This window comes from Pseudomonas sp. FG29 (genome assembly GCF_057809355.1).
This window is the reverse complement of record NZ_JBMDJU010000002.1, coordinates 215,238-238,572: the sequence shown is the minus strand read 5'-3', so window position 1 is coordinate 238,572 and position 23,335 is coordinate 215,238. Positions and strand designations below refer to the sequence as shown.

19 protein-coding genes and 1 pseudogene are annotated in these 23,335 nt (G+C 62.3%); 9 read left to right on the top strand and 11 right to left on the bottom strand.

The window, feature by feature from the left end:
• Positions 1-55: 55 nt before the first annotated feature.
• On the top strand, positions 56-913 hold the full coding sequence (locus ACODS1_RS04455; protein WP_489084701.1) for a hypothetical protein: 858 nt from the start codon (positions 56-58) through the stop codon (positions 911-913).
• Here the strand turns inward: ACODS1_RS04455 and ACODS1_RS04450 are convergent.
• The gene (locus tag ACODS1_RS04450) at positions 908-1,255 is read right to left on the bottom strand and encodes an MmcQ/YjbR family DNA-binding protein (RefSeq protein ID WP_489084700.1); all 348 of its coding nucleotides are present in this window, start codon (positions 1,253-1,255) and stop codon (positions 908-910) included. The genes ACODS1_RS04455 and ACODS1_RS04450 overlap by 6 nt on opposite strands.
• Before the next feature lie 427 nt (positions 1,256-1,682).
• Here ACODS1_RS04450 and ACODS1_RS04445 point away from each other — a divergent pair, with 427 nt between their 5' ends.
• Complete coding sequence (locus ACODS1_RS04445; protein WP_489084699.1) at positions 1,683-3,419, top strand: sensor domain-containing diguanylate cyclase; 1,737 nt, start codon at positions 1,683-1,685, stop codon at positions 3,417-3,419.
• Positions 3,420-3,490: 71 nt separating this feature from the next.
• Here ACODS1_RS04445 and ACODS1_RS04440 read toward each other — a convergent pair whose 3' ends face one another.
• From ACODS1_RS04440 to ACODS1_RS04425, 4 genes are all read right to left on the bottom strand, one after another.
• Positions 3,491-4,879 (bottom strand): efflux transporter outer membrane subunit, encoded by a 1,389-nt coding sequence (locus ACODS1_RS04440; protein WP_489084698.1) that lies wholly within the window; start codon positions 4,877-4,879, stop codon positions 3,491-3,493.
• Complete coding sequence (locus ACODS1_RS04435; protein WP_489084697.1) at positions 4,876-8,055, bottom strand: efflux RND transporter permease subunit; 3,180 nt, start codon at positions 8,053-8,055, stop codon at positions 4,876-4,878. The genes ACODS1_RS04440 and ACODS1_RS04435 overlap by 4 nt, the downstream gene beginning before the upstream one ends.
• Before the next feature lie 29 nt (positions 8,056-8,084).
• Positions 8,085-9,323: a multidrug efflux RND transporter periplasmic adaptor subunit MexE gene (gene mexE, locus ACODS1_RS04430; protein WP_489084696.1), complete on the bottom strand. Its 1,239-nt coding sequence runs from the start codon at positions 9,321-9,323 to the stop codon at positions 8,085-8,087.
• 340 nt (positions 9,324-9,663) lie between these two features.
• A complete protein-coding gene (locus ACODS1_RS04425) occupies positions 9,664-10,578 on the bottom strand; it encodes a LysR family transcriptional regulator (protein WP_322977757.1) in 915 nt (304 codons plus the stop codon).
• A 218-nt stretch (positions 10,579-10,796) separates the two neighbouring features.
• Between ACODS1_RS04425 and ACODS1_RS04420 the strand changes: the two genes are divergently transcribed.
• The 3 genes from ACODS1_RS04420 (at position 10,797) to ACODS1_RS04410 (ending at position 13,448) form a co-directional block, all read left to right on the top strand.
• Positions 10,797-11,819 carry a zinc-dependent alcohol dehydrogenase family protein gene (locus ACODS1_RS04420; RefSeq protein ID WP_489084695.1) on the top strand — a complete coding sequence of 341 codons (1,023 nt, stop codon included), beginning with the start codon at positions 10,797-10,799 and terminating at the stop codon, positions 11,817-11,819.
• 57 nt (positions 11,820-11,876) lie between these two features.
• Positions 11,877-12,767 (top strand): chemotaxis protein CheV, encoded by an 891-nt coding sequence (locus ACODS1_RS04415; protein ID WP_489084694.1) that lies wholly within the window; start codon positions 11,877-11,879, stop codon positions 12,765-12,767.
• Between the two features lie 165 nt (positions 12,768-12,932).
• A complete protein-coding gene (locus tag ACODS1_RS04410) occupies positions 12,933-13,448 on the top strand; it encodes a hypothetical protein (RefSeq protein WP_489084693.1) in 516 nt (171 codons plus the stop codon).
• A gap of 52 nt (positions 13,449-13,500) precedes the next feature.
• On the opposite strand, the gene ACODS1_RS04405 is transcribed toward ACODS1_RS04410, so the two are convergent.
• The gene (locus tag ACODS1_RS04405; protein ID WP_489084692.1) at positions 13,501-14,706 is read right to left on the bottom strand and encodes an NAD(P)/FAD-dependent oxidoreductase; all 1,206 of its coding nucleotides are present in this window, start codon (positions 14,704-14,706) and stop codon (positions 13,501-13,503) included.
• A 120-nt stretch (positions 14,707-14,826) separates the two neighbouring features.
• Between ACODS1_RS04405 and pdxR the strand changes: the two genes are divergently transcribed.
• A complete protein-coding gene (gene pdxR, locus ACODS1_RS04400) occupies positions 14,827-16,326 on the top strand; it encodes a MocR-like pyridoxine biosynthesis transcription factor PdxR (RefSeq protein WP_489084691.1) in 1,500 nt (499 codons plus the stop codon).
• A gap of 37 nt (positions 16,327-16,363) precedes the next feature.
• Here the strand turns inward: pdxR and ACODS1_RS04395 are convergent, their stop codons facing one another.
• On the bottom strand, positions 16,364-17,617 hold the full coding sequence (locus ACODS1_RS04395) for an OprD family porin (RefSeq protein WP_489084690.1): 1,254 nt from the start codon (positions 17,615-17,617) through the stop codon (positions 16,364-16,366).
• A gap of 116 nt (positions 17,618-17,733) precedes the next feature.
• Between ACODS1_RS04395 and ACODS1_RS04390 the strand changes: the two genes are divergently transcribed.
• A complete protein-coding gene (locus ACODS1_RS04390; protein ID WP_489084689.1) occupies positions 17,734-17,934 on the top strand; it encodes a hypothetical protein in 201 nt (66 codons plus the stop codon).
• Here the strand turns inward: ACODS1_RS04390 and ACODS1_RS04385 are convergent.
• Both ACODS1_RS04385 and ACODS1_RS04380 read right to left on the bottom strand, forming a co-directional pair.
• Complete coding sequence (locus tag ACODS1_RS04385) at positions 17,924-18,637, bottom strand: methyl-accepting chemotaxis protein (RefSeq protein WP_489084808.1); 714 nt, start codon at positions 18,635-18,637, stop codon at positions 17,924-17,926. The two genes, ACODS1_RS04390 and ACODS1_RS04385, sit on opposite strands and share 11 nt — an antisense overlap.
• 141 nt (positions 18,638-18,778) lie before the next feature.
• Positions 18,779-18,919 (bottom strand): annotated as a pseudogene (locus ACODS1_RS04380) (HAMP domain-containing protein); the annotation flags it as partial.
• Positions 18,920-19,744: 825 nt separating this feature from the next.
• Between ACODS1_RS04380 and ACODS1_RS04375 the strand changes: the two are divergent.
• A complete protein-coding gene (locus tag ACODS1_RS04375; protein ID WP_489084688.1) occupies positions 19,745-20,689 on the top strand; it encodes a LysR family transcriptional regulator in 945 nt (314 codons plus the stop codon).
• 83 nt (positions 20,690-20,772) lie between these two features.
• Here ACODS1_RS04375 and ACODS1_RS04370 read toward each other — a convergent pair whose 3' ends face one another.
• The gene (locus tag ACODS1_RS04370; protein ID WP_489084687.1) at positions 20,773-21,960 is read right to left on the bottom strand and encodes an MFS transporter; all 1,188 of its coding nucleotides are present in this window, start codon (positions 21,958-21,960) and stop codon (positions 20,773-20,775) included.
• Positions 21,961-22,205: 245 nt separating this feature from the next.
• On the opposite strand from ACODS1_RS04370, the gene ACODS1_RS04365 reads away from it, so the two are divergent.
• A complete protein-coding gene (locus ACODS1_RS04365; RefSeq protein WP_322977780.1) occupies positions 22,206-22,598 on the top strand; it encodes a DUF4280 domain-containing protein in 393 nt (130 codons plus the stop codon).
• Between the two features lie 194 nt (positions 22,599-22,792).
• On the opposite strand, the gene ACODS1_RS04360 is transcribed toward ACODS1_RS04365, so the two are convergent.
• Positions 22,793-23,335, bottom strand: coding sequence for a toxin-antitoxin system YwqK family antitoxin (locus tag ACODS1_RS04360; RefSeq protein ID WP_489084686.1), 543 nt, complete (start codon positions 23,333-23,335; stop codon positions 22,793-22,795).

Genomic DNA, 23,335 nt, shown 5'->3' with positions numbered 1-23,335 from the left:
AGGCTCGGAGTCTGCCTGTGACGGATTCCGCCTGCCTGGCGAGAGCAACGTTGTCATGAAAACAATAACAAGAAACCCGGGCAAAGCCCGTATCGCCCAGCGCCTTGGGCTCTGTATCCATGCGCTGGGACTGTTTCTACTGGGTGGTTTCCTTGGTTCGGTGCAAGCCTCTGCGACGGTGCAACTGAGCCTGGGCGGTACACCTGAGTCGGTTGCCTATACCCGTATGGTGCTCGAAGAGACACTGGCCCTCGGGGAGCATTCAGCCACTGTGCAAGAGCTTGGCAACCTGCCGATGACGCGCCTGGAACTCATGCTGCAACGTGGCGATATCAGCGTACTGATCCTTGGGCCAACGGCCGAACGTGATCACAGGTTTCTGCCCGTCCGCGTGGCCATGACCGACAACCTGGTCAACCAGCGCATCCTGTTCATTCCCAGAGGCAGCCAGGCGCTGTACGACCCGGTGCAGAGCCTGGACGATTTTCGTGGCCTGCAGCAGGTGGCAGGCATGGGCACGGCCTGGGCGGATCGAGCCATCTGGGAAGCCAACGGCCTGCCAGTGGCGACCATCGACGGCGACTGGAAACGGCTCTACCGCATGGTGGCTTCACCGACGCGGCGGATCGATTATCTACCCCGTGGCGCTCATGAAATGGCACTGGAGTGGATGCAGCACGGCGACCTGAAGGTGGAGCGGAACCTGGTATTCACCTACGCGCAGGATCACATTCTCTACGTATCCCCAGCGCGCCCGGAGCTGCATCTTTTGCTGCAGGAACTGCTGCCGCAGGCCCAACGCACGGGGTTGATCAGCCGTCTGGCCAGGGCGTACTACCATCAGGTCTTCGAGCCGCCGGTGAGCCTGCAGCGGCGGCGGGTCATTCGCCTGGAGATGCCTGAACCTCTATAGCAATAGCCCCGGTTGCAGGCGCTTGGGCAGGCGGCGCACCACTAACTGATGCGAGCGTGTCAGTAACTCGCTTAGCTCGGCCTCGCCCAGCGGTAAGCGTTGGGCGCTCATGCTGATCCAGTACGCCCGCGCCAGGTAGGGCGCCGGACGGATACCGGGACGATCCACGTAACCGAGGAACAGGTCGCTGTCGACCTTGAAGGCCAGATCCTCGCCGAGGAAGTCGAGGATGGCGAACATCTTGTTACCGGCCACCGAGAACACGCGGTTGCTGCCCCATTTGAGGTCTTCGCGGGCGCCGGGCAGATTCAGGCAGAAACGGGCGATCTGGTCGGGAGACATGAACATTTCCGATGGTTCGGGGCGTGGCCCACCACTTTACCTTCGTCAGTACATGCATATCACCGCCTCATAACGCAGAGTTGGCTGAAATCAGATGCTCCAGGCGTAGTCGATGCTACTCCAGCTCTTCAAGGCCAAGGCTTTATCGCGTCGTCACAGGCTTTCGGGCAGAGCGCTGTAGAGCATTGAAACACGCTGATTTAGACCTTGCTCGTGAATGTTCGCTACATTTTTCCCGCCTTTTCACCTTGTCTTGTAAACTCTGCGACATGCTCACTTGCGAGCTGGAGCCTCTCGACGCTCCAGTCGATACCCATTCATGAACGTTCATCGGCTTCTTATCTGGCTTTGGCTAGGCTTGGCGCTCGCGCTGCCAGCGTGGGCCGATGGCGTACATCTCGACGTTGCGCAGGGCGACCATTCCCCGGTGTCGTTGACGACTTACGTAGGCGTACTGGAAGACCCTGGCCAGGCGCTGAACTTGGCGGAAGTGAGTAGCGCCGCGCTAACTGGCCGTATGCGCCATGAGAGGAAGGAAAGCGCTGCTTTCGCCCTGGGCTTCACCCGTTCGGCCTACTGGTTTCGTCTGTCGCTAGGCAACTCCAGCGATGTAGCGCTCACGCGCCTGCTGGTGGTGGAAAACCCGCGTATCTCCATGGTTGATGCCTATATTGCGGACGGACAGGGCGGTTATCAGGTCTGGCGCACCGGTGCCGACCGGCCATTTACCACCAAAGCCTATGCCAACCGCAACTTCGTCTTCCCGGTCGAGCTGCCAGCGCGCTCGCAACAGGTGATCTACCTGCGTGTGCAGTCGAGCATCGGCCTGTTGGTACCGTTGCAGCTCTGGTCACCGTCAGCCTTCCATGCCTACGAGCGTGATGACTACATGGCGCGCAGCGGCTATGTAGGTATCGCGGTAGCGATGATCCTGTTCAACCTGATGCTGTTCATCGCCTTGCGCGAACGCATCTACCTGCTGTATGTGGCTTTCGTGCTATGCGCCGTCAGCCTTCTGACCATCAAGAACGGCATGGCTCCAGACTGGAGCCTGTTCGGCTTTACGCTCAATTCCAACGTTGCCTATTACAGCAGCGCCTCGCTGGCGTTGTGCACGCTGATGCTGTTCATGCGGAAGATGCTGCAGACCCCACGGATATCGCCCTGGGGCGACCGACTGCTGCTGGCGATGATTGCCGTGTACCTGGTCACGCCAGTGATCTATGGCCTGGCACTGCCGCAGGTGGCGCGTGTGGCCATCGTGTTCAACCTGCTCACTGCACTGGCGATGATCGCCGTCGCGCTCGCTTGCGCCCTGAAGCGTCAACGCGGTGCCTATTTCTTCCTGGCGGCCTTTGGCCTGCTGATACTTGGCGGCGCCAGTACCACACTACGTGCAATGGGCATCCTGCCGACCAACGTGTTCACCGTCGATGGCCTGCAACTGGGCTCGTCGCTGGAGATGCTCCTGCTGGCCTTCGCCCTGGCCGACCGAATCAACGTCATGCGCCAGGAAAAGATGCGCGCCCAGGCGCAATTGCTGCAGGCCCAGGCGCAACTGGTGGAAACCCTGCAGCGTTCCGAGCGTGAGCTGGAACAGCGCGTACAGGCGCGCACACAGGAGTTGCAGGTGCTCAATCAGCGCCTGGAGACGTTGAGCGTCACCGACGCGCTGACCGGAATTGGCAACCGCCGACAGTTCGATGCCGTGCTCGCCCAGCAATGGCGCCAGGCGCAACGCACTGCCACGCCGCTGGCGTTGGCCATCATGGATGTGGACTGGTTCAAGGCTTACAACGACCTCTATGGCCACCCGGCGGGCGATGCCTGTTTGCGACAGATCGCGCAGACGTTGGAGGCAACCCTTGGCCGTTCGACGGATTTCGTCGCCCGCTATGGGGGCGAGGAGTTCGTCTTTCTGGCACCCGGCACCGAGTTGGCCGGCGCTCTGCAACGGGCCGAGAAGCTGATCGAGGCCATGCATGCTCTGCGTCTTCCGCACAGCGGTTCGCCTTACGGCAGGGTCACCCTGAGCATTGGCGTCGCCGCGATGGCGGCTACCCCTGCAGGCGAGCCGGAGCAGCTCTTGCAGCGGGCTGACGCTGCGCTGTACCGCGCCAAGCAGCAAGGGCGTAACCGCGTGGAGTGTGATTCAGGCGCGTAAAAAAGCCTCAGGAGCACGAAGCGCCTGAGGCTGAGGAGGGTCGGCAAGGCTGCCGACCGGGGAGAGCCGTTTCAGGCCTGTGGTTGCCAGCCGCCACCGAGCGCCTTGTAGATCGCCACGATACCGCTGTACAGCTCGACCTCGGCCGAGGCCTGGGCGTCTTCGGCGGCCAGGCGCTCGCGCTCGGCATCGAGCAGCACGAGGAAGTCCACCGTGCCTTCGCGGTAACGAATTGCCGCCTGCTGCGCCGCTGCACGGCTGGCTTCGGCCTGGCGCACCAGGGCGATCAGGCGTTGCTGGCGCTTGCCGTAGTCGCTGAAGGCGTTCTCCGATTCCTCCAGGGCCAGCAGTACCTGTTGTTCGTACTGCGCCAGGGCGCCATCGGCATCGGCTTCGGCACCGCGCAGGCGCGCCCGCACGCTGCCCAGGTCGAAGGCTGCCCAACTGATGGTCGGTGCCACTGCCCAAGCCCGCGCAGCCGAGGCGCCAAGCTGCGAGCCGCGCCCGGCGGTAAAGCCGAGGAAACCCGACAGGCTCACCCGGGGGAACAGGTCAGCCGTGGCCACGCCGACTTCGGCCGTAGCCACCGCCAGTTGCCGTTCGGCGGCCTGCACATCCGGGCGTCGGCGCAGCAGCTCGGCCGGGTTGCCAATTGGTAGGGCCTTGGCGATGGCTGGCAGCGGCTTGGGCGCCAGATCCACCTCCAGTTGCTCCGGACGCTGGCCGAGCAGGGTAGCGATGCGGTTGCGCGCACGCACCTGCTGCGCCTGCAACTGCGGCACGCTGGCTTCCACCGCCGCTAGGCGGGCATCGGCGCGCAGCACGTCCAGCTCGCTGCCGATACCGGCATCGCGTAGTTGTTCGGTGATGGCGCGCGATTCCTGCTGGTTCTTCAGGTTTTCCAGGGCGATATGTTCACGCAGCTGCGCACCGCGCAGCGTGCCGTAGGCATCCACCAGTTCGGCGATCAGGCTGACCTGAATCTGGTAGTAGTCGGCCTCGGCCACTTCGATGCGCGCCTCACTGGCCTCCAGTTGGCGCTGAATACGGCCGAACAGGTCGAGCTCCCAGGCCGTGTCCAGGCCCAGATCGTAGCGTTCCTGGCGAATGCGCTCGTCCGTGGTCGGCGGCTGCTGGGCCTTGCCGAATTCGCCACTGGCGCGGCTGGTGACAGTGGGCAAACGATCATTGGCCAGGTCATCGCGGATCGCCCGCGCCGCGCGCAGGCGGCTGAAGGCCACGCGCAGCTCGCGGTTGTCCGCCAGTGAGCGCTGCACCAGCTGGTTCAGTGTCGGGTCGTCGAACTGCTGCCACCAGGCTGTATCGAAGCGCGTGCGGTCATAGTCGCCGGCCTCCAGCGCGGCAATGCGCGCCGGGTCGGTTTCGGGTACCCGGTAGTCCGGGCCTACGGCGCAGGCCGACAGGGCCAGGGCGAGCAGGGCGGGGGTCAAGGCCTTCATGCGTGTACCTCCTGCAGGCGGGTGGCTTTGCGCGCTTGGCGTTTCTCCACGAAGGCGCGGATCAGTACGTAGAACACCGGCGTCAGCAGCAGGCCGAAGAAGGTCACGCCGATCATCCCGCTGAACACCGCCACGCCCATGGCATGGCGCATTTCGGCACCGGCCCCGGAACTCAGTACCAGCGGCACCACGCCCATGATGAAGGCGATGGAGGTCATCAGGATCGGGCGCAGACGCAGGCGGCAGGCTTCCAGCACGGCGGCGACGCGATCGAGGCCTTCTTCCTGTTTCTCCTTGGCGAACTCGACGATGAGGATGGCGTTCTTGCACGCCAGGCCCACCAGTACGATCAGGCCGATCTGGGTAAAGATGTTGTTGTCGCTACCGGCCAGGATCACCCCGGTGATGGCCGAGAGCAGCACGGTCGGCACGATCAGGATCACTGCCAGCGGCAGGCTCCAGCTCTCGTACTGGGCGGCCAGCACGAGGAAGGCCAGCAGTACGCAGAGCGGGAAGATGAACACAGCGGTGTTGCCGGCGAGAATCTGCTGGTAGGTCAGATCCGTCCATTCGTAGGTCATGCCGTTGGGTAATTCCTCCTCCAGCAACTTGGCGATGGCGGCCTCGGCCTGGCCGGAGCTGTAGCCCGGTGCGGCGGCGCCATTGATCTCAGCGGTGAGGAAGCCGTTGTAGTGCATCACCCGGTCAGGGCCGGCGCTGTCATCGACCTTGACGAAGGTCGACAGCGGCACCATCTCGCCACGGTTGTTACGCACCTTGAGCTGGCCGATCTGCTCCGGTTCCAGACGGAACTGCTGGTCGGCCTGGACGTTGACCTGATAGGTGCGGCCGAAGCGGTTGAAGTCGTTGGCATACAGCGAACCCAGGTACACCTGCAGGGTGTCGAAGATGTCGCTGATGGCCACGCCGTGGGTCTTGGCCTTCTCACGGTCGATAGCGGCATCGACCTGCGGCACGTTGACCTGATAGCTGGTGAACACCGACATCGGGTTCAGCTCCGGCAACTGACGAGCCTTGTTGAGGATGTTCTGCGTCTGCGTGTACAGCTCCTCATAGCCCAGGTTGCCGCGATCCTGAATCTGCAGGCGGAAGCCGCCGATGGTGCCCAGCCCCTGTACCGGTGGCGGCGGGAAGATAGCGATGTAGGCGTCCTGGATCTCGCTGAACTGACCGTTGAGTGCGGCCGCGATGGCGCCAGCCGACAGGCTTTTGTCCTTGCGCTGGTCGAAGTCCTTGAGGGTGACAAAGACGATGCCGCTGTTCGGGCTATTGGTGAAGCCATTGATCGACAGGCCCGGGAAGGACACGGTGTTTTCCACGCCCGGGTACTTGGCGGCGATCTCACTCATGCGCTTGATCACCGACTCGGTACGGTCGAGGGTGGCGGCATCGGGCAACTGGGCGAAGGCCACCAGGTACTGCTTGTCCTGCTGCGGCACGAAGCCGGCCGGGGTGCTGGAGAAGCCCAGGTAGCCGAGCACCAGCAGGCCACCATAGACCAGCATGGCGATGCTGCTGCCACGCAGAACGCGACGCACGGTGCCGACGTAACCATGGCTGGCGCGGTCGAACACGCGGTTGAACGGGCCGAACAACCAGCCACCGAACAGCTTGTCGAGCAGGCGCGAGAAGCCATCCTTGGGCGCGTGGTGATCCTTGAGCAGCACAGCGGCCAGCGCCGGCGACAGGGTCAGCGAGTTGATCGCCGAGATCACCGTGGAGATGGCGATGGTCAGCGCGAACTGCTGATAGAACTGCCCGGTGAGGCCGGAAATGAACGCGGTCGGCACGAATACGGCGCACAGCACCAGGGCGGTGGCGACGATGGGGCCGGTGACTTCCTTCATGGCCTGGCGCGTGGCTTCCACTGGCGATTTGCCCAGGCCGATGTTGCGCTCGACGTTCTCCACCACGACGATGGCGTCGTCCACCACGATGCCGATGGCCAGCACCAGGCCGAACAGCGACAGGGCGTTGAGCGAGAAACCGAGCAGGTGCATCACGGCGAAGGTACCGATCAAGGACACCGGCACAGCGGCCAGCGGAATGATCGAGGCGCGCCAGGTCTGCAGGAACAGGATCACCACCAGCACCACCAGCACGATGGCTTCGAGCAGGGTGTGCACCACCGCCTCGATGGAACCACGGACGAAGATGGTGGGGTCGTAGACGATCTCGTAGTCCATGCCCTGCGGGAAGCTCTGCTTCAGCTCGGCCATGCGTGCGCGCACCTCATCGGAGATGGCGATGGCATTCGAGCCAGGGCGCTGGAACACCGGGATGGCCACGGCCGGCTGGTTGTTCAGCAGCGAACGCAGGGCGTACTGGTTGGAGCCCAACTCGATGCGGGCGATGTCGCGCAGGCGGGTAATCTCACCGTCGTCGCCAGCACGAATGATGATGTTCTCGAACTCTTCCTCGCTGACCAGTCGGCCCTGGGTGTTGATTGACAATTGGAAGCTGTTACCGGCATCAGACGGCGGTGCGCCGAGAGCACCGGCGGCGACCTGGCGGTTCTGCTCACGAATGGCATTGACCACATCGGTGGCGGTCAGCCCGCGCGAAGCTACCTTGTTCGGATCCAGCCATACGCGCAGCGAGTAGTTGCCCATGCCGAACAGTTGCACGTCGCCCACGCCGTCCAGGCGCGCCAGCTCGTCCTTGATGTTGAGCGCGGCGTAGTTGGACAGGTAGAGCATGTCGTAGCGATTGTCCGGCGAGGTCAGGTGCACCACCATGGTCAGATCCGGGGAGGCCTTGTCCACGGTCACGCCGAGGCGCTGCACTTCGGTGGGCAGCGTTGGCATGGTGCGAGTGACGCGGTTCTGCACCTGCACCTGGGCGTTGTCCAGATCGGTGCCGAGGGCGAAGGTCACGGTCAGTGTCAGCTTGCCGTCGTTGGTCGACTGCGACGACATGTAGAGCATGCCTTCCACGCCGACGATGGCCTGCTCCAGCGGCGAGGCGACGGTCTCACCGATCACCTTGGGGTTGGCGCCGGGGAAGTTGGCGCGCACCACCACGGTGGGCGGCACCACTTCCGGGTATTCGCTGATCGGTAACTGGAACAACGAGATGGCGCCGCTGATCAGGATCAGCAACGACAGCACGGCGGCGAAGATCGGCCGCTGGATGAAGAATTGCGAGAAATTCATGGCTCTGTCCTCAAGTCGCGCAGGCGCGATCAGCCGCGCGGCGAGCGGGTAGCGGTGGTTTCGGCGGCAACGCGTGGCGGCTGGCTGTCAGCGGCGGCTTCACGCATGCGCGCCAGTTGCGCCAGGGTGTCGGCATCGGCCATGGCCACCGGTTGCGGATCGACGGCGGCGCCCGGCATGGCCCGCTGCAGGCCGTTGACGACGATCTTCTCGCCCTTGCTCAGGCCGCTGCGGACGATGCGCAGGCCCTCGAGCTTCGGTCCCAGCTCGATGGGGCGGTAGGCCACGGTGTTGTCCGTGCCGAGCACCAGCACGTACTTCTTGCCCAGGTCGGTGCCGACCGCTTCGTCCTTGATCAGGGTGGCGGCGTAGGGCTTGCTGCCTACCAGCTTCAGGCGTGCGTAAAGGCCCGGGGTGAAGCGGCCATCCTGATTGTCGAACACGGCGCGGCCACGGATGGTGCCGGTGCGTGGGTTGACCTGGTTGTCGAGGAAGTCCAGTTGGCCCAGATGCGGGTGACCGGCTTCGTCGGACAGCCCCAGGTACACCGGGCTGGCGCCACGAGCATCGGTACCGGCTTCACGAGCCAGCTCGGTGTATTTGAGGAAGGCGCGTTCATCGGCATCGAAGTAGGCGTAGACCTTGTCGGTGGAAACCACCGAGGTCAGCAGGCTAGTGCCGGCATTGACCAGGTTGCCCAGGGTGATTTCGGCACGGCTGACGCGACCGTCGATGGGCGCGGTGATACGGGTGAAGCCGAGGTTGAGGCGGGCGTTGTCCAGCTCAGCCTGGATCGACGCGACCTGCGCCTGGGCTTCAGTGGCGGCACTGGCACGCGCGTCGGCCAGTTCGGCGGAGATGGCGTTGCTCTGGCGCAGGCGCTCGCCACGACGGGCTTCGTTGACGGCGCGAGCCTGGTTGGCGCGGGCTTGCTGCAGTTGCGCTTCGAGACGTTTGACCTCGGCCTGGAACGGGCGCGGGTCGATCTGGAACAGCAGATCGCCTTTCTTCACCAGGCTGCCTTCGTCGAAGGCGACGCGGTCGATGTAGCCGGACACGCGTGGGCGAATCTCAACCGATTGCGGCGCTTCCAGATGACCGGTGAACTCGTCCCACTCGTTGACGGATTGTTCGATGACCTCGGCCACGCTGACCTTGGGCGCCGCCATTTGCGCCTGGGCTTGTGGCGCTTGCTCGCAGCCACTCAGTAGCAGGGCGCCGGCGAGGGCCAGGGGGAATATCCAGATGTTCTTGTGATGCTGTTCCATGGGTGACTCCGCCAGTCGGATTTGTGAATGGGCGGAGTCTGCGGCGACGCATGGCGAGCGACTAATCGAACGCCATGAAGTTCAATATCATCGCCAATGATTATGGAGCGTCTGTGGTGGTGATGTGACTGATGGGACGCCGCAGGGGGCTCACGGGCGCAGATTGATTTGGCTCACGTCTCATCCGCTTGCGGAAGCGGATCTTCAAAGGCCGAACACACCGCCTCGACGCGGAAAGGCTACCTTCTCGACGATGTTGCCAATAAATAGCGGTACTGAATTGAAAACAGTAATGCGCTGAGGCATTCGCCAATCGGCGAAATGTAACGCCTGAGGTGCGCTACAGGCTGTCCGGATCGCCACAGAACATCTGGATGCGCGAACGCAGCCAGCGCTCGGCCGGATCGTTGTCCTGGGCGCCACGCCAGGCCATGTGCAGCTCGAAAGTCTGGGTTTGCAGCGGCAAGTCTTCTGCACGCAGGCCGCCGGCGGCGGTCAGGGCAGCGGCGGTGTAGTCAGGCACGCTGGCGACGATGTCGGTTTCCGCCAGCAGCGTGCCGAGGCCGTTGAACTGTGGCACGGCCAGCACCACGTGGCGTTTGCGTCCGAGCTTGGCCAGCTCGTCGTCGATGAAGCCAGTGAGGTCGCCAGCGAAAGACACCAGCGCATGGGGGCGGGCGCAGTAGTCATCCAGGCTCAGCGCGCCAGGTATGGAGTCGGCGCGCAGCAGTTTGGCCTTGCTCCGGCGTAGCACCTTGCGCTTGGCGTTGGCAGGTAGCTCGTCGGTGTAGGCCACGCCCACGGAGATTTCGCCGGAGGCGAGCAGGCTCGGCATCATCAGGTAGTTGGTGCGGCGGATGACCAGTACCACGCCAGGCGCTTCGGCGCGCAGGCGGCGGAGCAGGGCGGGCAGCAGGGCGAACTCGACATCGTCGGACAGACCGATGCGAAATACCGCCTTGCTGGTGGCCGGGTCGAAGTCCGCGGCGCGGCTGACCGCCGTGGAGATGGAATCCAGTGCCGGCGAGAGCAGGGCGAAGATCTCCTGCGCACGCGGAGTCGGCTCCATGCTGCGGCCGGTGCGGACGAACAGCGGATCATCGAACAGGGTGCGCAGGCGTGCGAGCGCGGCGCTGATCGCTGGCTGACCGAGAAAGAGCTTCTCTGCGGCCCGGGTTACGCTGCGTTCGTGCATCAATGTCTCGAAGACGATCAGCAGGTTCAGATCGAGGCGACGCAGGTCGTTGCGATTCATCCAGATACCATCCGAGGAAAACGGGCCTTGTCAGCACGGCGGTGCAAATGAGAGCCTTTGCCCCGGCAATAGTACGGGCAGTGCGAGGCGTATTGAAAGGCGCCGAATCACTGACAGGCATGACGACTATCGATAGAGTCGGATAGTGCCACCGCCACACAGCGGATAGAGTCCACAGTCATTGAAGTGTTAATCCGCGATCAAGCTCGAGGTAAGCGATGTCCCGCATGATCCGTTTTCATAAGTTCGGCGATGCCGATGTGCTCCAGTACGAAGAGGTTCCGACGCCTGTACCCGGTCCGGGTGAAGTGCTGGTGCGCGTGCAGGCCGTCGGGCTGGGCTGGAAGGACGTGTTGTGGCGGCAGAACCTGGCGGCCGAGCAGGCCAAGTTGCCGGCCGGTACCGGCTTCGAACTGGCGGGCACCGTGGCCGCGCTGGGCGAAGGCGTAGAAGGCCTGGAAGTCGGCACCGCCGTTGCGGGTTTTCCCGCCAGCACGCCGAACCGTTATCCGACCTGGGGCGATCTGGTGTTGATGCCCCGGCATGCCCTGACTCGTTATCCGGATGTGCTCAGCCCGGTCGAAGCCAGCGTGCATTACAGCGCCTTGCTGTTCGGCTACCTGGCCCTGATCGATCTTGCTCACCTCAAGCCTGGTCAGCATGTGCTGATCACCGAGGCGTCCCGCTGCCTGGCACCGCAGACCGTGCAACTGGCCAAGGCCTTGGGTGCGAAGGTGGTCGTCTCCACCAGCTCGCCGGACGACCGCGAGTTCTTGCGTTCGCTGGGAGCGGACAAGGTGATCGTCACCGAAGAGCAGGATCTGGTGCTGGAGATCGAGCGTTACACCGAAGGCAAGGGTGTCGAAGTCATCCTCGATCAGTGTGCCGGCCCGCAGATGAAGCTACTCGGCGACATCGCCGCCCCGCGTGGCAAGCTGATTCTGTACGGTAACAACGGTGGCAACGACACCGCTTTCCCGGCCTGTGCCGCCTTCAAGAAGCACCTGCAGTTCTTCCGCCATTGCGTGCTGGACTTCACCGGCTGCCCGGAGTTGGGCATCGAGCCCAATGATGAGGCCGTGCAACGTGCCCTTACGCACATCAACCAGATGACGGCTGATCGACTGCTGACGCCGGTGATCGACAAGGTGTTCGATTTCGACGATTTCGTCGCCGCGCATCGCTACATGGAAACCTGCCCGGATCGTGGTCGGGTCGCGCTGAAGCTGGCTGCGGATTAAAGTCCGCGGCCATGCGGTCGCTATACCCCTAGATTTCGACAGTTCAAGGAACCCCCAATGAGTCTCGTCACCGGCGACGCGCTATCGCTATTGTTGTTTCGTCTGCATAGCGGCAGGCTGCTCGGGATCAACCTGCTCAAGGTCAACGAGATCATCCCTTGTCCGCCCCTGACCAAGCTGCCCAGCCGCCACCCAAATGTCCTGGGTATCGCCACGCTGCGTGGCTCGGCGGTTACGGTGATCGACCTGGCCAGCGCCATCGGTGAGCGTGGCGGCAACAGCGAAGATGATGGCTGCCTGATCGTCACCGAGCTGAGCCGCTCGCGTCAGGGCCTGCATGTGAAGAACGTCGAGCGCATCGTGCAGTGCTCGACCCGCGACGTGCGCCCACCACCTGCCGGCTCTGGCAGCCGCGCCTTCATTACCGGTGTCACGCAACTCGAAGACGGCATCGTTCAGGTGCTCGATATCGAGAAGGTGCTGCACGACATCGCGCCTCCAGTGGAGGAGGCACCTGTTGGCCAGTTGCTGGAGCAACAGGACGCGCAACTGCTGCAAGGCCGGCGCGTACTGATCGTCGACGACTCCCAGGTCGCCTTGCAGCAGACGCTCAACGTCCTGCGCCAACTGGGTTTGGATTGCACGGCCGTGCGCAGCGCCCAGGCGGCGTTGCAGCAGTTGCATGATTACCAGCAGGCCGGCATGCCCTTCGAGCTATTGGTGTCGGATATTGAGATGCCTGAGCTGGATGGCTACAACCTGGTTCAGGAGATTCGGCGCAGCCACGACATCGGCGGCACTTACGTCCTGCTGCACACCTCCCTCGACAGCACCATGAACACCGAGAAAGCCCGTTCGGTCGGCGCCAATGCCGTGCTGACCAAGTTCTCCGCAGTGGATCTGACTCGTGCCACGCTGGACGCCTTTCACCAGATGAGCGACCGCTGAAGCTTCCGCAGGCGGCAAGCCCTTGCCGTCTGCGGCAGTACGTTGCCGCGTTCTGTTCAGGGGCATCTGACTTTAATTTATTTAAATCAATTGGTTACGTAGTAATTCTCGACTGGCATGAGAGTTGATCGGCTGTCTCCTGCATTCTATCGATGAGGATCAGCCATGAGCACGATTGCAGGTGTGGGAGGCTACGGCAGCCTGTCACTCATGGAGTTCAAGACCGGCAAACGTGGCGAAGAGCAGCAGAAGGACTCTCTTTTCAGTGCTCCGGCCGTGGTGCCCAGTCAACGCACCGTGGACGCCAGCGCTGCGCGCGATTACCAAGCCCAGCAGGCCACCGAGGAAGGATTCGCGCGCCTGCGCGTCTCCATGCAGACGACCTCGGCGGGCACGGCGCAAACCAGTGTCGAGAGTGGCCGTGTGGACACCAGCCAGAAGGTCGACAAGAGCGACCGCGCCCTGCAGGAGTTCAAGGCCTACATGGCCAAGACGCCTGCTGAGCGCATGCGCGACAGCATTCTCAAGGAAATGGGGCTAACCAAGGAAGACATCGAGGCCATGCCGCCAGAGAAACAGAAGGCGATCGAAGAAGAGATATCTGAACGCATGAGGGATAAGGCACAGATGCAGGCACAGGCCGATCGATCGCCCGAGGAGCAGGTATACGGCGTTCTGTGATGGCGCCACGCAACCGGTCTGGACGTTGGGTTACAGACCGGTTTGAGTGCTATCAGGCCACCACAGGAATCAGTGGGTCGGCAGCGGCCAGTGCAGTGTCACGTTCGGCCGCTGGCGGGTAGATCCACTCCGTGTTGATCTGCGTCTTCAATGCCTTGCCTTCCTGGCCGGTGAGTACCACCTTGCGTTCCCAGCCTTCGGTGTACACCGCGCTCCAGGCACCGAGATCCAGGCAGGTGACGTACTTGGGCTGGCTGTAGGGAATCGGCGCTACGCCGAGCAGATCGGCGGCGGCGTTGTTGCCCGCCGAACGTCCCAGGGCTATGGCGTGCTGGCAGGTCATCAGCGCATGGTTGCCGGCATCGTCTACGGCCGCGTAGGCCGTGTCACCGGTGGCGTAGATCGCGTCCTGGCCAAGCACCTTGAGGTTGCGGTCGACATGCAGGCGGCCATGTAGATCACGTTCGCCCGTGATTTGCTGGGTGAGCGGCGAGGCTTGTACGCCGACAGCCCAGATCACTGTGCTGGCAGCGATACGCTCGCCATTGTCGAGCACCACAGCATCCGCCTCGACCTGTGTAACCGGGCTGCCGAGCCTCCAGATTATGCCGAGCTGGTCGCTGGCCTGAGCGACGACTGTGGCGATGTCCTGGCCCATGGCGCCGCCTACCTGCTTTGCCATGTCGACCACTATCACGCGAATGTCTGCCTCTTCGCCGAGAATGGCGTGCAGGCGGGCCGGCATTTCCGTGGCGGTCTCGATACCGGTGAAGCCGCCACCAACCACCACCACGGTATTGCGCGCCGGGCTGTCCGGCTGCTGGCGCAGGCTCTGCAAATGAATATCGAGCTTCTGTGCCGACTCCAGGCTGTCGACATCGAAGGTGAAACGGTCGATCCCAGCTACCGGCGGGCGTAACACCTGGCTGCCGCTGGCCAGGATCAGCCGGTCATAAGGCAGATGGGCGTTGTTACCGCTGGCGTCCCGGTAACTTACGCGATGTGCAGTGCTGTCGATGCGGGTCGCGCTGCCCTGAATGAAGCGCACGCCTACAGCATCGAACAGCGGGCCCAATGGGGCGACGGTGGTGGTCAGATTGGCTTCATAGAAGCGTGGGCGTACACGCAGTTCGGCCTGCGGGGCCAGCACGGTGACCGCTACGTCGAGGCGCTGGTGGCGATCCAGCAGGCGGATGGCGCTGAGTGCACTCCACATACCGCCGAAGCCGGCGCCAATGATCAGGATCTGTTGCTTCATGGTTTCGCTCCAGTCAGGGAAAGGATGAGTTCCGATCGATTGCTGGGCGATTCTGGCGTTGGATTGGATCAGTGTAATGATCCATTATTGCTAAAGAGTATTGATCCAATTAGGGGCCCCATGCCAACTCCACCTGTACCACCGCAAGTGCTCTTTCTGCCCTTGAGCACACCGGAGCCGGGCATCAGTCTGCAGCGCTGGCTCTACGAAGCACTGCGCACGGCGATACTCAGTGGCCGGTTGCCGGCGGACAGTAAGCTGCCCAGCACGCGACAACTCGCCGAGCACTACCAGATCGCGCGTGGCACGGTACAAGCGGCCTATCAGCAATTGCTTTCGGAGGGGTATCTGCAGGCTCGTACCGGCAGTGGTACGCGGGTCAGCGCCGTATTGCCGGATGCCACGCTCAACGCCGGTTACGTACGGCGCAAGGTGTTGCCGCACCAGGAGATGTCACGCACGTCACCAGACACGCCCTGGATCGAACGTCTTGATGCCATCGACCCCATCTTCGCCAGACGCTCATCGGCGCCAGGATTGTGGCCGTTCTTTCCGCATCGGGGTGATGTCCAGGCCTTTCCCATCGATACCTGGCGCAAGTTGCATACTCAGCGACTACGCGCATCGCGCCTGTCGCTATTGCTCGACTCCGATCCCGCCGGCTTGCCGGCGCTGCGTGAAGCCATTGCCAGCTACCTGTCCATCGCCCGCGGCGTACAGGTGTCGGCCGAGCGCATCCTGGTGATCGCCAGCGTGCAACAGGGGCTCGATTTGTGTTTGCGCCTGCTGGTACCCGGCGATTCGCAGGTCTGGATGGAAGATCCGGGCTACCCCGGCGCGCGCCAGTTGCTCGACGTAGCGGGTGTGCGCCGTATTGACGTACCGGTGGATAGCCAGGGGCTGTGTGTGGACGACGGTATGCGTCTGGCGCCACGGGCGCGTCTGGCCTATGTGACGCCGTCGCGCCAGGCACCGCTTGGTGGTGAGCTGTCGCCCTCGCGGCGCCTGGCCTTGCTGCAATGGGCGCAGCGCGAAGGCAGCTACATTTTCGAAGACGATTACGACAGCGAGTACCGCTTCATTGCCAAGCCGATCCCGGCGCTACGCTCGATGGCGGCATCCGAGCACTCGGTGATACTCGCTGGCACCTTCAGCAAGCTGTTGTTTCCGGCGATTCGCCTGGCCTATCTGGTGCTGCCGGCGCATCTGGTGGAGTGTTTTACCCGCGCTGCAGCGCTCACCGCACGGCACGCCAACAGCTTGTCGCAGGCCGTACTGGCCGACTTCATCCATGAGGGGCACTTCGACCGCCACGTGCGGCGCATGCGCAAGATTTACGCCCTGCGTGCCGAGGCATTCGCCGAAGCGGCGCATCGCCATTGGCAGGGGGTGATCGAGGTACCGGATATCCGCGCCGGGTTGGACATTGCCTGTAACCTGCAGGTGGACGACGAGGCCAAGGCTTTCGCGCAGATCCAGGCTGTCGGCATCGAGGCGATACCGCTGGCGCGCTACTGCGTGAGCGCGCGCTCACCGGGGCTGGTGATGGGCTTCGCGCCCTATGACGAGCGCGCCATCGACGAAGCGGCGAGGGCGCTCGGCAACGCGTTGCGGGCGTGATGCCTACCCCGGCGATAGTCGCCAGGGCAGGGTGCCGTCAGAGGATGCTCAGCGGGTATTCGACGAAGGCACGGATCTCGTTCAGATCAGGCCCGACATCGGTGCTGGAGCGGTAGATGGAGTTGCGCAGGCGCAGCGACAGATCCTTGGCCGGGCCGTTCTGTACCGTGTAGCTGACCTGGTTGAAGATCTCGCGCTCGGTGCCTTCGTTATCGCTGCCGGTGTCGATGTTGTCACCGCGCACGTAGGCGAACTTGTAGCGCAGGCCGGGTACGCCGTACTCGCTGAAGTTCAGCTCGTAGCTGGCCTGCCAGGAGTTCTCGTCCTTCAGGTTGAAGTCCGAGTAGTAGGAGTTGGCCAGGTAGATGCTGCTGCCGCCATCGCCGAAGTCATAGGCGAAGCCCGCGTCGCCGCTGCTGCGCTGGTGGGCGACGATAAACGCATGGGCGCCCACGCTGTATTTCGCCGCCAGGCTCCAGATGGTGTTGCGATCGCCCTGGCCGTCACCACCGAAGGCTTGTGCTGCGGTAGAGCCGTTGTCGTACTTGGTGCGGTAGATATTGAAGTCGAAGTTCAGCGCCTGTTCGGCTGCCAGGGCCAGGGTGTAGTTGGCATTGGCGTAGTAGCGCTTGTACTGATCCTCCAGGTCGGAGTGATACAGCGCCACGCTCAAATCATCGTTGAACTGGTAACTGCCACCGAGCACGTCGATGCTCTTGAGGCGATTGGGGTCGCGTGCCGAGTCGCCCATCGGGCTGTCGGCGGTGAAGCGGCCAGCGTTGAGCTCCAGCCCTTCGATCTCGTTGCTGGTGATCAGGGTGCCGGTGAAGGACTGCGGCAGCAGGCGACTGTCGTCATAAGCCAGCACGGGCAGGGAAGGGAATTGGTTGCCGTACTTGATCACAGTGTTGGAGATGCGCATCTTCACCGCGCCGCCGGCCTGAGACAGCTCATCGACCGGATGGCCGTCATCGTAGGTGTCGAAGAAGGCGCTGTAATTGCGGCCACGGCCGCTGTCGAGCTTGATGCCGAGCAGGCCGAAGGCGTCGACGCCAAAACCCACCGTACCTTGAGTGAAGCCGGACTCGAAGGTGGCAATGAAACCTTGCCCCCAGGTTTTGGCATCGGCAGTGCGGTCTTTGTAATCGCGATTGAAGTAGCTGTTGCGCAGCAACAGGTCGAGGCTGGCGTCCTCGATGAAGCCATTGGCGTCGGACTGGCTGCTGGCATGCGCCAGCGGCAGGCCGAGCGCTAGGCCACAGGCCAGCGTCAGGCTGTGTTTCTTGAACATGAATGCTCCCGGTGTCGGTGTGTTCTTGAGCAAGCCCTGCAGCGAGGCAAGGCCCGGCCTAGAGCGGCCGCTAAGAGTTATCACCGGTGCTTGAGGTGGGCCATTGATGATGATCGATGAACACTATCGATCTCTTCGATGGGGCGAATCGGCCGCATGACGTTAGGCTTGCCCCCGATGAAGTTTTCGGACAGCGGCTCGACTCCTCCCTTGAGCCGCTGTTCTGGCTCCGCTTCATCTCCTTTGGTTATGACTTCGGCCGCTCGGGTTTCCCCTGCGGCCTTTTTTATGTGCCGTTACCCTGCATCAGGTACTGAAGCGCTGCACCGAGCTTTGCATGCCCTGAGCGACCAGACCGAGATCATGCGCCGCTGTGGTCAATTGATGGACGGTCTGGGTGTTGTGCTGCGACAGCTGCGCGATCTGCTCGACGCGCTGTGCCACCTCTTGGCTGGCCTTGCTCTGCTCGTCGATGTTGTGCGAAATCTCCTCCACCACCTGCGCCGCGTGCTGCGTGCCACTGCGAATCGCGCTGATCGACTCACCGGCCTGGCGCGCCAGCGCCACGCCCTCGCCAACGCTGGTCACGCCGGTTTGCATGCTGGCGACCGCATCTCCCGTACTGCTGCGGATGCGCTCGATCATCGCGGTGATTTCCTGCGTCGATTGCGCGGTACGCGCCGCCAGGCTGCGCACCTCATCCGCGACCACGGCGAAGCCGCGCCCGGCTTCGCCGGCACGCGCCGCCTCGATGGCCGCGTTGAGCGCAAGCAGGTTGGTTTGTTCGGCGATGCCTTTGATCACCTGGATGATCGAGTAGATTTGCTCGGACGACTGGCCGAGGGCGGTGATGGTCGTGGACGATTCGTTGACGGCTGCGGCAATGCGATTCATGCCCTCGACCACGTCGAGAATCACCTGGCCGCCGCTGCCGGCCAGCCCTTCGGACTGTGCGGAAATGCTCTGGGCATCACGAGTATGGTGGGCGATCTGGGCAATGTTCTGGATCATCTGCTCCATCGCTGCCGCAATGCTGGTCGCACCCTCGGACTGCGCGTTGGCGGAGTGCAGGATGTGCTGCGAGGTGTCATCCAGGCTGCCGACAGTCTGTTGCAACTGCTCGCTTTGCTGGCGGATGTTGTCGATCATCTGCCGCAGATTGCTCTGCATCTCGACCAGCGCACGCTGCAATTGACCGGTCTCGTCATCGCTGTCGACGTCGATCCGTTCACGCAGATTGCCCCGCGCGATGGCCCGCGCAGCCTGCACGGATTTTTCCAGCGGACGTAGGACGCTACGCATCAGTTGCCAGGTAATCAGACCGAGCAGGGCGCAGGTCAGGGCGATACCCAACACCAGCATGATCGCCGCCTGGCTTACGGCAGCCTGACCCGCCTCACGGGCCTCGACGGTATGCGCCTCGATCAGGCTGCTGAGCGCCTCGTTCTTGTCCTCCAGCGCACTGAAACTGGCGAGGAAGGCCGGCATGTCGGCCCGCGCTGCGGCGGGGTCGGCCAGTGCTTTATCGACGATGCTCCTGGCCTGGCTGATATAGGCCGCCAGGGCCGGTTGTGACGCATCGATGGCGTTGCGGATCTCCGTCGGCAACGGCAGCTCGGCATTGGCATCCATGGCCTTCTGGAACCACGCACTGTGCTCGCTCAGATCATCACGCACCTGTTTCACCGCGGCGCTGTCGCTCGGGTTCGTGGTGAAGGCGGCGAGCACATCGGCACGCAGAGCGTCGTGCATCATGTCGCCTTCCAGGTGATTGCGCAGCGCACTGACGCTCAGCTCGTTGTCCGCCATGGCCCCGGCCAGCTGCGTTTGCCCCCAGAACCCGGCGCCGCCAAGCAGCGCCGCACTGAGGATGCTGACCACGCCACTGGTGATCATCTTGTGTCGAATCTTCATGAGCTGTTCTGATCCTGAGAACCTTACAGCAAGTAGTCTAGACCAGCGGTGGCCGCTGGCTATTCGCCAGTTGCTGTTTCCAGTGAGAGGCCGGGACGAGCCGTAGCAGACCCCTGAACGTCGCTTGCTATGTTGCCCATTGGAGAATTTTTATCTTATTCCAGGCAATAATTCCTGGCACGCCATGAACTACATTCACCAATGGAGGCTGCGATGTTCTCGTCCGAGCGACTGAAAGGTATTGATGTTTTTGTCGCTGTCGCTGATTTCGGCAGCTTCACCGCTGCTGCCGAACGCCTGAACCTCACAAGCTCGGCTGTCAGCAAAAGCGTGGCACGTTTGGAGAGTCGCCTAGGCACTCGTCTGTTCACCCGAACGACCAGGACGCTGGCGCTCACCGAGGCGGGTATCGTCTTCTACCGGACGTGCACATCAGTTTTGACGGATCTGGAAGAAGCCGAGCATGCGATTATTGCCGAGGGTAATGAGCCACATGGTCGGGTACGGATAGATCTTCCGGCTTCTTATGGGCGGCTACACGTTCTCCCGCTGATCATGGACTTTGTCCGCCTTCACCCCATGCTCCAACCTCACATCTCGTTCACCGATCGCTTCGTTGATCCTGCGTACGAAGGCATCGATATCGTGGTGCGGATTGGCGGCCCTGATGCGTGGCCGGCGAATCTTGGCCATCAGTATTTCGGGGCCCAGCGACTGATCTTTTGCGCGTCCCCGGCTTATCTGGAACAACATGGCATCCCGCAGAACGAGCGGGATCTAGACCAGCACCACTGCGTCGGCTATTGGCAAAGCGATGGTCTGGTCAGCCCCTGGTTTTTCAAAGGGCGTCAGCCGGGCGAAATGGAGCGTCGAACGGTTCACACCCGTATTGCGGTGGGGGATGGCGAGGGCGAGGTAGCCGCGGTGCTTGCCGGGCACGGTATAGGTCAACTCCCTACATGGCTCACTCAGCGCCACATCGAGCAGGGAACACTCGTAGAAGTACTTCCCGATCTGGCTACAGATGGTCTACCGATGCATCTGGTCTGGTTGAAAAGCCGAGAGGGGCAGCCAAAGGTTCGGGCATTGCTGGACTATCTGCTTCCCAGGTTAGCGCCGCATGGGGCACAACCTACCGAGGCAACGCCCTCGGCTTGAACGGCCAGCGGAGCAGGATTACCCATGAACCTGCTCCGTTCTGCCTCAAAGGCGGTGGGGACGGCCGCCAAGCCGTTGAATTATTACCGCGGGGCGAGCTTGTGAATGGCGGGTATCAGCGCCAACGCGATCACTGCTACGGCAGATGCCACGTAGCCCAGATACTCAACGCCAAGGCTTGGAATTGTCATGCCTCCGACAATGGCGCCGATACCGATACCTGCGTTTGCGGCCGATACATTGGTGGTGCCCGCCAGCGCTTGAGAGTGGGAGACCGAATTCATGACGCGCACCTGGCTGACCGGATAAAGAGCAGTATTGGCGATGCCCCAGAGGCCGAGAGCCACGCAGAAAATCATCCCGGTATGTGCGAGCGGAACAATCGCGGCCATGCCAATCGCGAGTAATACCAGAAAGAGCGCAGTTGCTTTGATTGGGGATCTATCTACGGCCTTTCCCCCGATCCAGTTTCCGATTAGGCCGACTGCGCCAAATGCCATCAGCCACCATCCGACATTCTCCGGCGCTACGCCTGCGACCCGCTCAAGGATATCGGCCAGGTAGGTGTAGGCGGCGAACATGGCCGTAAACACCACGATCGAGAGCAACACATTCGAGAGGAAGTAGCGCTCTCTAAAGATGCGTGCTTGCTGCAAAAAATCCACTTTCGCGGTGCGAGCGACCGAGGGCATGTACATCCACATCGCGATAGCCATGATCAGCGAGAACCCTGCCAGCAACCAGAACGCGCCTCTCCAGCCAATCGCATTCGATACCACGGTTCCCAACGGAATACCGAGCAGCATTGCCGCCGAAATACCCAGGTACACCCTTGAGATAGCCTGGCCAGATCGTTGTGGGCCTGCCAGTTGCCCGGCAGTTTCACTGGCAGTTCCCCAGAACACCGGTAGCGCTAAAGCCGGCACCACGCGAGCGACAGCCAGGAGCCAAAAGCTCTCCGAGACTGCCGCCAGGGCGTTTGCCGCTGCGAAGATCAGCAAGATCGCGATGAACAATCGCTTTCGATCGAGGTGAGAAAGTGCAGCGGTCAAGGGCGGGCCGAAGATCATGACCGTGAACGCGAAAAGGGTAACCAACTGACCCGCAACTGAGATCGAAATGTCCAGGTCTCTGGCAAGCGCAGGCAGCAAACCCACAATCAGAAATTCGGTCGTTACGATGAGAAAGGCTGAAAAAGCCAATATTGCGATGCTGAGCCCAGCGCCCTTGGTGGAAGCAGCGGCTTGGCTTGAGGATTCAAACGCAGACATTTACAGATACTCCGGTGGAAATGCCTGCCAGTCTATTGGTTATTAATTTTCCTATCTTTGGCCGTTTTTCAGCGATATATGGAAATAAATTCATCAATTAATCGAGTTTGATACGAGTTGCCACGAGCAGATGAGCGCGCTCCCAGTACCTCTCCAGATCGTTACTTTTGGACGACCAGCCTCATACACGGCCCGCCATTTTCTACTAAGCTTCGCATCCATCAAGGATTGGCTCGGAGGATATGATGGGGTGTCCGCAGGTGTGCAGTGGCGCGACGTTGCAGTGCAGCTTTGGCGCTGCGCCGAGCATGTTGAACGTGTTGCCGACCAATCGCACGCTCACAGGCGGCATGCCGGCGGCGAATATCATGGATCACATCCCGTTGGTGAACATCATGCCTTTCGGCATGTGCATGAGCATGGCCAACCCGATGGTGGCGGCGGCTACCGCTGCTGCACTAGGGGTGTTGACACCCATGCCGTGCATACCGGCTACGGCAACACCCTGGATACCCGGCGCGCCGACCATGCTGCTGGGCAACATGCCTTCGCTGGATTCCAACTGCTCTCTGATGTGCAACTGGGCTGGTGTCATCAAGGTGGTGATGCCTGGCCAGATGCAGATGCTGATTCCTTAGGCTCTGTACGAAAAGTGCCTGTGCTCGGTGATGCTTCGTTAAAAACAGGCTCGTGCGCGAGTCCGATCAAAATGCTCATTTACAGCGCGTAAACTCGAATGCGAGCCCAGTCCGTTCCTCACCCGTTTTTGCGGGGCCGCCATCGGTATCGCCTGACCTTCGCTCGGCGACTTTTCGTACAGACCCGAGCCGATCTAAGCCTCGGCCGATTCGTTCCACCTTCTCCACCACCAACGCAGCCGCGACATGGGTTTGCCGTCGGCGTCCAGTGGGCGGCCGTCTTCGGCGAAGCCTTGGCCTTCGTCCAGCGGTTTGCCTTTGACATAGCGGCTGCGATGCGACACCTGGCCGTTGCCATGGAACCGCTGGTAAAGGCCGTCACGCACGCCATCGCGATACAGCTCCAGCTCGGCCATGCTGCCGTCCGGGTAGTAGCTGCTGGCTTCGCCGTGCATCAAGCCTTGGCGATAGGTGACCTTGCGCTGCAGCCAGCCTTCGGCGGCGAAGTATTGGGCCACGCCATGCAGGCGTCCGTCGGCGTAGGGCAGTTGTGCCGATACCTGGCCGTTGGGGTGGTAGAGGATACTGGGGCCGTGCAGCACGCCGTTGGCGTAGCCGAGCTGGGCCTGCGGGCGGCCGGCTTCCTGGATGCGTACCGGGCCGTCGAGGGCGCCGTCCTGCAGCTTGCCCTGGAGACGGCTGTCGCCACGGGTGAGGTCGAGATTGCCGTTGGCCAT

Coding starts and splice junctions, on each gene's coding strand:
- ACODS1_RS04455 (WP_489084701.1), top strand. CDS start 56: ATGAAAACAATAACAAGAAACCCGGGCAAAGCCCGTATCGCCCAGCGC.
- ACODS1_RS04450 (WP_489084700.1), bottom strand. CDS start 1,255: ATGTCTCCCGACCAGATCGCCCGTTTCTGCCTGAATCTGCCCGGCGCC.
- ACODS1_RS04440 (WP_489084698.1), bottom strand. CDS start 4,879: ATGAAGGCCTTGACCCCCGCCCTGCTCGCCCTGGCCCTGTCGGCCTGC.
- ACODS1_RS04435 (WP_489084697.1), bottom strand. CDS start 8,055: ATGAATTTCTCGCAATTCTTCATCCAGCGGCCGATCTTCGCCGCCGTG.
- mexE (WP_489084696.1), bottom strand. CDS start 9,323: ATGGAACAGCATCACAAGAACATCTGGATATTCCCCCTGGCCCTCGCC.
- ACODS1_RS04425 (WP_322977757.1), bottom strand. CDS start 10,578: ATGAATCGCAACGACCTGCGTCGCCTCGATCTGAACCTGCTGATCGTC.
- ACODS1_RS04420 (WP_489084695.1), top strand. CDS start 10,797: ATGTCCCGCATGATCCGTTTTCATAAGTTCGGCGATGCCGATGTGCTC.
- ACODS1_RS04415 (WP_489084694.1), top strand. CDS start 11,877: ATGAGTCTCGTCACCGGCGACGCGCTATCGCTATTGTTGTTTCGTCTG.
- ACODS1_RS04410 (WP_489084693.1), top strand. CDS start 12,933: ATGAGCACGATTGCAGGTGTGGGAGGCTACGGCAGCCTGTCACTCATG.
- ACODS1_RS04405 (WP_489084692.1), bottom strand. CDS start 14,706: ATGAAGCAACAGATCCTGATCATTGGCGCCGGCTTCGGCGGTATGTGG.
- pdxR (WP_489084691.1), top strand. CDS start 14,827: ATGCCAACTCCACCTGTACCACCGCAAGTGCTCTTTCTGCCCTTGAGC.
- ACODS1_RS04395 (WP_489084690.1), bottom strand. CDS start 17,617: ATGTTCAAGAAACACAGCCTGACGCTGGCCTGTGGCCTAGCGCTCGGC.
- ACODS1_RS04390 (WP_489084689.1), top strand. CDS start 17,734: ATGAACACTATCGATCTCTTCGATGGGGCGAATCGGCCGCATGACGTT.
- ACODS1_RS04385 (WP_489084808.1), bottom strand. CDS start 18,637: ATGGAGCAGATGATCCAGAACATTGCCCAGATCGCCCACCATACTCGT.
- ACODS1_RS04375 (WP_489084688.1), top strand. CDS start 19,745: ATGTTCTCGTCCGAGCGACTGAAAGGTATTGATGTTTTTGTCGCTGTC.
- ACODS1_RS04370 (WP_489084687.1), bottom strand. CDS start 21,960: ATGTCTGCGTTTGAATCCTCAAGCCAAGCCGCTGCTTCCACCAAGGGC.
- ACODS1_RS04365 (WP_322977780.1), top strand. CDS start 22,206: ATGGGGTGTCCGCAGGTGTGCAGTGGCGCGACGTTGCAGTGCAGCTTT.
- ACODS1_RS04360 (WP_489084686.1), bottom strand. CDS start 23,335: ATGGCCAACGGCAATCTCGACCTCACCCGTGGCGACAGCCGTCTCCAG.